We start from the raw sequence: 6730 nt of genomic DNA, 5'->3' as shown, positions 1-6730 counted from the left end.
TTTCGACAAACATCTTCTTTTCTACAGTATTTATGAGACAAGGCGGGTACATAACCAATTTCATTATAGCACAATTATAGAAAGTCGCCCGCGCCTCGGCGAGGCGCCTACCCCAATTTTTCGGTAAGAAAATCTAAATCTTCCTGCTTTTTCCAGTTGGTAAGCATAGCTGAGGTTTTGGCATATCCTATCCGTTCCTGTCTTTCATGCCAAGCTTGAGTTCTGACAGCTAAAGCCAAGTTGTAGATCAGACGTACACAACCCAAAGTCCTCCATAACAGATTTTCCTGTTCTGGAGTAGGGTAAAACCTAAATTTGTAAGCTTTTTCAACCATTTACTGCTTACCGAAAGCTTTTGTTGAGTTTAACATAAAATATGTTAAACCGCAAGATTGATTGGTTTTTCCTGCGGAATGCTGCGCAAACATGCCCTAGCTCCCCTTCGGGAGAGCGCGGGTCTTCAACCAACGTTGAGATAAGCACAATAAATCAGGAATATGAACAGTTTAAATAAACCTAATCCAGTATTACTAATCCACGGAATTTTTGACACTATCAGAAAATTTGATCGAATGTCTCGATACCTAACAAACTTAGGTTGGGATGTCTATTCTCTGAACTTAGTTCCTAATTACGGTATTTTAGGTTTAGATAAATTAGCCGAACAAGTAGTGAATTATGTAGATAAAATATTTCCTCCTAATCAACCCTTTGATTTAATAGGTTTTAGCATGGGAGGAATAGTCAGTCGTTATTATGTTCAAAGATTAGGTGGTATAGAGAGAGTAGAACGTTTTATTACTATTTCTTCTCCGCACAACGGCACATTAACAGGCTATGCTTTAAATTTAGCAGCACCAACTCAGATGCGCCCGAAAAGTTATTTTCTAGAAAATCTCAACCAGGATATTGCTTTATTAGAGCAGATAAATTTTACCTCTATTTGGACTCCTTATGATGCGATGATTTTGCCTGCTAGAAGTTCTCAAGTACCAGTGGGTAAAGACATCAAAATAGATGTTTTAATTCATGCTTGGATGGTGTCAGATGAAAAAGTTTTCAAAGTAATTGTTGAGGAATTAAAAGCAGCTCCAAAAACAAAACAAATTATACCAACTTGATAAATGTTTGCTAAATTTTCTTGAGTAGGGGAGTAAGGAAGTAGGGGAGTGGGGGAGAAGTAAACATAAGAATAATTAATACCCTACTGGGGTACTAACTATCAAATAGATCTGAATTTATCTTTTTAGCCCAAGAGACATCTTCTATAAAGTATTTTAATTGCCCTTATTATTCGTAACATTCTTTTTTCAAATTGGTATTATTAATTTGAACGGTTGATTTTAGCATCCGGCAATTGCTGAAAAGATGTATTTACCTATTCAGTATTTTCTAGATTAAATAGAAGCGATCGCTCCAAATAATTTGTATATTTCTTACTTTTATTTTTGCTCTGGATTTATTCCCATTTGACGTAATTTTTCTGCTAATCTTTCAGCACGTTGATATTCTTATTGAGCACGTTCTTCACCAGTCAATAATAAATTACCTTGATTATCCCACCAACGTAATTCGGCAAGGGGTCTCCCGTTATAATCTTCGATTTAATGGGAGAGAACTTCACATAAAGACTGATGACCCTGGGCAACAATCACCATGATTCTCTGTTAGATGTATAAAAAAATCTGCTTTTGAGACTTCCATATATACTGGACTTGCTTCATCGGAGCGATATTCCCATTTGAGTTCAAAACCTAGGAATTTTAGATAAAATTCTTTAGTTTTATCAACATCAAAAATTCTAAACTGAGGGATGACATGATTGAAAGTTATTTTTGTCATTTACGATTCTTCAGACAATTAACTAAATAATATATTGACTCATATTTACAGTACAGAATTAATTAGGATATCTCATATTAAATTCAAGTTTGACTCTCTAAGCGATCAGGATTATTTTTACCGAATAATTAATTAATTAATAATTAAATAATTCTGGTTTAAAGCCTTCCCTTTTAAGGGGAAAAGAAAGAAATAATGTTTCCTTATATTCAATCAAGAGAGGTTGTAACCAGAGGTAATTATCCATTATCCATTATCCATTATCCATTAATGAAAGCAGATTTCACTTGAATGAGGTACACCACGAAGCGGTTAAGATGACTGCACTACAAATATTTAATTGTTAATCTCTGTACTTCTTATGCGAGGAATCTGCTGTAATTTATTTTTTGCTTAATACCCACTAAAAACTACTAGCTAAAAGGTGATTTTATGGCTATTGATGACTATGATTAAAAATAGCTGTGCTTCAACAATTAATAATGAATAATGAATAATGAATAATGAATAATGAATAATGAATAATTACCTCTCCTTAGAAAAGAAGAGGATTGACTAATAATGAATTTTTTTTTTATTATCCCCTTAAAAGGGTCGGCTTTAAACCACAATTTTTCGGTAAAAAATTAAGATATGAGTTATACCAAATTTATTTCTAAGTTGCATAGAATAATATTTTAATCGGGGTTGACTGTATATCGAAATAGACAAGTTAATAAATTTCATAATTCTGTGCTACCTCAGATAAAATTGGTATTAAAGCTTTTTAGGGCGAGCTCTCATAACAATAAAAATATCAATAAAAAACTACTTAGATAAATCTATTTTTGAGAACTTTCCCATATATATTCCAAAAGTCAGAAATCGGAAGTGTGTTTGCAGAGCATTCGGACTGAAAGTCAGAAGTTAAAATTAGTAGAGGATTGTTACTAACCACTAATTTTCAACCGCTAAAATGAAATTTATAGCGGGGTTCTTAAACCATATTTCTCCGTCTATAAATAGATAGCCTTAACCGAAAATTATCGCGCGAAAAAATTTTTGACTTATGACTTCTTATTTCTGACTTTCCTAGGACATACTGTACAAACAAGCGCAGCGATAACCAGACTAATTTAAACTGCTACAGCATCGCCAACTTTTTGATGTTCATTGCAGCCAAAAATTGCTTCTGAATGACAATAATATTTGAACTCTAGCAAATTATGAAACGGGTCTTCCAAGAAAAAAGTACGATGCTCCAAAGGAGAATTTATAAACCTCCGCTTAGGTTGTTGATAAAATTTCAAGTTATTTTTTTCGGCACGTTCCAACAAAGCTTCCCAGTCACTTTCTAGAGTAAAAACTAAACCAAAATGTCTCGGATAAATTCCTTTTTGCGGTTCTAAAGTTTCTTTAGCAACATGAGCAACTATTTGATTACCGTAAAGATTTAAAATGACAGAATTTGGAGATTCTCTACCAATTTCACAACCCAAACCATCAGCATAAAATACTTTTGTTTGAGCAATATCATTAACGGGAAAAGCTAAGTGAAAAAGAACTTGATTCATGGTTAATTACTAGTAATCGATAAATAGATTTTTGACGAAAAACATATGATCAAATTTCAACAAAAAGGAAGAAGAAGCATTTCGTTGTGGATTTGAGCTTTTTCAAGAATTTGGGGATGTTTTACCGATAAATTGTGGGTATGCGCCTCCCCCTTTTAAGGGGATAATAAGCGGTCGAGGGATGGCGCCATTCGGAGCGACTCTGATAAGAGCGGGTCTCCTCGCCATATCCAATCGACCAAGAGAAGAAAAGTTTTCCTTTGAGTCAATCCTCTCCTTGAAAAGAAGAGGTAATAATTAATAATTAATAATTAATTATTAATTATTAATAATTGAACGATAAATTGTGGTCTAAAGCCTCCTCTTTAAGGGGATAAAAAAAGAGAATATTCCTGATTTTCTTGCCTCCTTATTGCAGAGGTACTGATAAGTGATGACTGAAATAACCCTTGCTTTGTTTCGATATTCTTCTTTCTTCCTTCAAGTTACAGCACTACGCATTAAGGTTAGGATATTTCCCCATCCTGAGACCCTTTAACAGTTTACTATTCCCTATTCCCTATTCCCTAGCGCGTAGCGCTATAAAATTAGAATAGATGTTTCCAATGAGTAGATACTATGTTTTCTGCAATTAATTCTATAAATCCCTGGCTAATAGCTATCAGCTTAAATACTATCTTACTCAGTCTCGTTTATTTTGCCCCTAAAAAATTGTTAACCCCAGCAGGAATACTTCATGCTTGGATATTAGGAGTAATTATCTGGGGTAGTTTGGGTTGGCCTGGATATCTAGTGGTGGCCTTTTATTTTTTAGTAGGGTCTGGTGTTACCCGCATTGGTATGGCCCAAAAACAGGCAGCAGGAATTGCAGAAAAGCGAGAAGGAGCTAGAGGGCCAGAAAATGTTTGGGGTTCAGCTCTGACTGCTGCTATCTGTGCTGTGGGAGTTTGGATCATTGGTCTGTTATACCCGAATAATCCTCCCATAGAAAATTTACCATTTTTACTAATGTTGGGTTATGTAGCAAGTTTTAGCACGAAGCTTTCTGACACTTGTGCTAGTGAAGTAGGAAAGGCTTATGGTAAACGAACTTTTTTAATTACAACTTTACAACCAGTGCCACGAGGTACTGAGGGTGCTGTGAGTTTAGAGGGGACTTTAGCTGGTATTGTAGCTTCCGTGGCGATCGCTCTCCTTGGTTGGTCTGTAGGTTTAATTAACTTGACAGGAATAGCTTTTTGTGTATTGGCAGCCTTTATTGCTACTAATTTAGAAAGTGTGATTGGGGCAACTATACAATCTCAGTTTGAATGGTTAACCAATGAAATAGTGAATATTATCAACACTTTGCTTGGAGCGATCGCTGCAATTTTATTAGCGATAGTTTGGTACTATGCTCTAACTTTGGTAATTTAACTAAAACGTATTATCTTTTGATTTTGGGTTTAATACCCCATCGTCTACAGAGTGTTGACAATTGCTTGAGGTTTGTAGACACAAAGTGGTCAGTCGTTGACTATCCCCATCCACTTTTTCAGTCCTTTGGTCCTTCCTTCTTTCTTCTTTCTTCTTCCTTCTTCAAGAAAATTCAGTAAAGATTTAGTAAAGGCAGATTGAAAAAATGATTAGTTGAGATAGACTAAAATCTGAAGCAAGATTACCTAAAGAACGGAATATTAAAAATGGAATCTAAACAACTATTAACTATAGGTGAAGAACAATTATCTTGGGGGCAAGGTTTAAGATATTTACAAGCATCTGGAAAATTACAATCTTTTGTCACAGAAATTGTCCGTCAATATGTGATAGAAAAAGAATTGCAATCTAGGGAAGATATTAATGTAAATCCGGCTGTTATTCAACAGGCTATGATCGATTTTAGATTGCAAAGAAAGCTGGAAGACCAACAAAAATTTCAAGAATGGCTACAACAGAATCGAATTAACTATAATGCTTTAGAATCACAGATAGAAAATTCTTTTAAACTAAAGCAATTAAAAGACTCAGTTACTGTAGAGAAAATAGAAGCATATTTTAATGAACGGAAAGCAGGTTTAGATTATGTAATTTTATCTAGAATTGTGGTGGAAGATAAAGAATTAGCAGATGCTTTGCGTCGAAAAATTGTGGAAGAAGGGAGCAGGTTTGAAGATTTAGCCAAGGAATATTCAGTTACAAATGATAAAAATTTTAATGGCATTATGGGTGCTGTTAGTTTAAGCAGTTTACCAGAAGATATGAGAAATACTATTAATTCAGCTAATCCTGGTGATATTTTAGGACCTTTTCAGACAAATAAATTTTGGAGTTTATTTAGGTTAGAGCAGTTACAAGGTGCTTCTTTAGATAATCCTGAAATTAGGAAAAAATTAGACGGTGAATTATTTGAGCGTTGGGTAGCGGAGAAACTGCAAAATCAAAAAATTACTCTCCATGTGAACGAATAAATGAAGAGTATTAAAGAGCAAGGAGTTTAGCGAAAAGTAGGGAAGTTCTATGGAACTTCCCAGCAAGAATATTTGATTTATAACTAATACTATATCTCTGTAACAATGCGCTTAATAATTATTACTCAGACCTGACTACACTGACTATTATCATCTTACCGAGGTGGCAGTCTAGTGAACAGGAACGTTACAAAGCAAAGCAAATCAACACTGTACCTCAGTAACTTGAGAAACGTTATAAAATTACTTATTCACATATGCTAATTTGTATTCTCTCGATCATCTTGATTAATTAGTGTAAAAATGAAATAAATTAATTAAACATTTTAGTATTATGGTAAGCATTGAGGTGTAGAATTTGACAAAAATAGATCAAGCCTTTACTCAACATCGTCAGTGGCGTGAGACTAGTGAAGCATCTGCTTATGCTTCTTGAGCTGAGTCTTTCAAGGTGCGGGTTAAACAGGCAATTTCGACTTGGATTGCCAAAGCGGGTCATGTAGCATGGCTGTTGTTGAAGTCTTTGAGGGACAAATCTCATCAATGGTGGTATTTCCTTGACCATCCCCAAGTGCCTCTCGATAACAATCAGGCCGAGCGGTCGTTGCGTTTGGCAGTTATTTAGCGTAAAGTGGCTGGTGCTTCTCGCTCTTGGCCTGGATTTCGTCGTTCGGCAATATTGTTGAGCGTGATACAGTATTGTCGCGCTCAGGGTCGCTCTGTTCTTGATTTCTTGAGGTGTTGGCGGCTCCTAGCGGCAGCTATAGAACCCATTTGAGATCTATATAATTATGGTAGCCAAGTCTTTTCGCGCATCAATGAGTGAGGAAAAATCTGAAAAGGAGTGTTGAATTTTTTGTATTATTTCTCCCCACATCTTCCCTCTTC

6 protein-coding genes and 1 pseudogene are annotated in these 6730 nt (G+C 35.2%); 4 read left to right on the top strand and 3 right to left on the bottom strand.

Annotated features, from left to right (window positions below):
- Window positions 1-119: 119 nt before the first annotated feature.
- A pseudogene (locus F6K23_RS39600) lies at window positions 120-335 on the bottom strand (helix-turn-helix domain-containing protein); the annotation flags it as partial.
- A 162-nt stretch (window positions 336-497) separates the two neighbouring features.
- Here F6K23_RS39600 and F6K23_RS39595 point away from each other — a divergent pair.
- Window positions 498-1121, top strand: a complete 624-nt coding sequence (locus F6K23_RS39595; RefSeq protein WP_293166555.1) for a triacylglycerol lipase — start codon at window positions 498-500, stop codon at window positions 1119-1121.
- A gap of 499 nt (window positions 1122-1620) precedes the next feature.
- On the opposite strand, the gene F6K23_RS39585 is transcribed toward F6K23_RS39595, so the two are convergent.
- Together F6K23_RS39585 and F6K23_RS39580 are read right to left on the bottom strand one after the other, a co-directional pair.
- Window positions 1621-1842, bottom strand: a complete 222-nt coding sequence (locus F6K23_RS39585; RefSeq protein ID WP_293166553.1) for a glyoxalase superfamily protein — start codon at window positions 1840-1842, stop codon at window positions 1621-1623.
- A 1115-nt stretch (window positions 1843-2957) separates the two neighbouring features.
- The gene (locus tag F6K23_RS39580; RefSeq protein WP_293166551.1) at window positions 2958-3395 is read right to left on the bottom strand and encodes a VOC family protein; all 438 of its coding nucleotides are present in this window, start codon (window positions 3393-3395) and stop codon (window positions 2958-2960) included.
- A 618-nt stretch (window positions 3396-4013) separates the two neighbouring features.
- Here F6K23_RS39580 and F6K23_RS39575 point away from each other — a divergent pair.
- From F6K23_RS39575 to F6K23_RS39565, 3 genes are all read left to right on the top strand, one after another.
- Window positions 4014-4811, top strand: coding sequence for a TIGR00297 family protein (locus F6K23_RS39575; RefSeq protein ID WP_293166549.1), 798 nt, complete (start codon window positions 4014-4016; stop codon window positions 4809-4811).
- 266 nt (window positions 4812-5077) lie between these two features.
- The gene (locus tag F6K23_RS39570; protein WP_293166547.1) at window positions 5078-5842 is read left to right on the top strand and encodes a peptidylprolyl isomerase; all 765 of its coding nucleotides are present in this window, start codon (window positions 5078-5080) and stop codon (window positions 5840-5842) included.
- Window positions 5843-6293: 451 nt separating this feature from the next.
- Window positions 6294-6467, top strand: coding sequence for a transposase (locus F6K23_RS39565; protein WP_293166545.1), 174 nt, complete (start codon window positions 6294-6296; stop codon window positions 6465-6467).
- Window positions 6468-6730: the final 263 nt, after the last annotated feature.

The organism is Okeania sp. SIO2C9, assembly GCF_010672455.1.
GTDB lineage: Bacteria > Cyanobacteriota > Cyanobacteriia > Cyanobacteriales > Microcoleaceae > Okeania.
The sequence above is the reverse complement of the archived record's forward strand: the minus strand, read 5'-3'. Positions and strand labels throughout refer to the sequence as shown.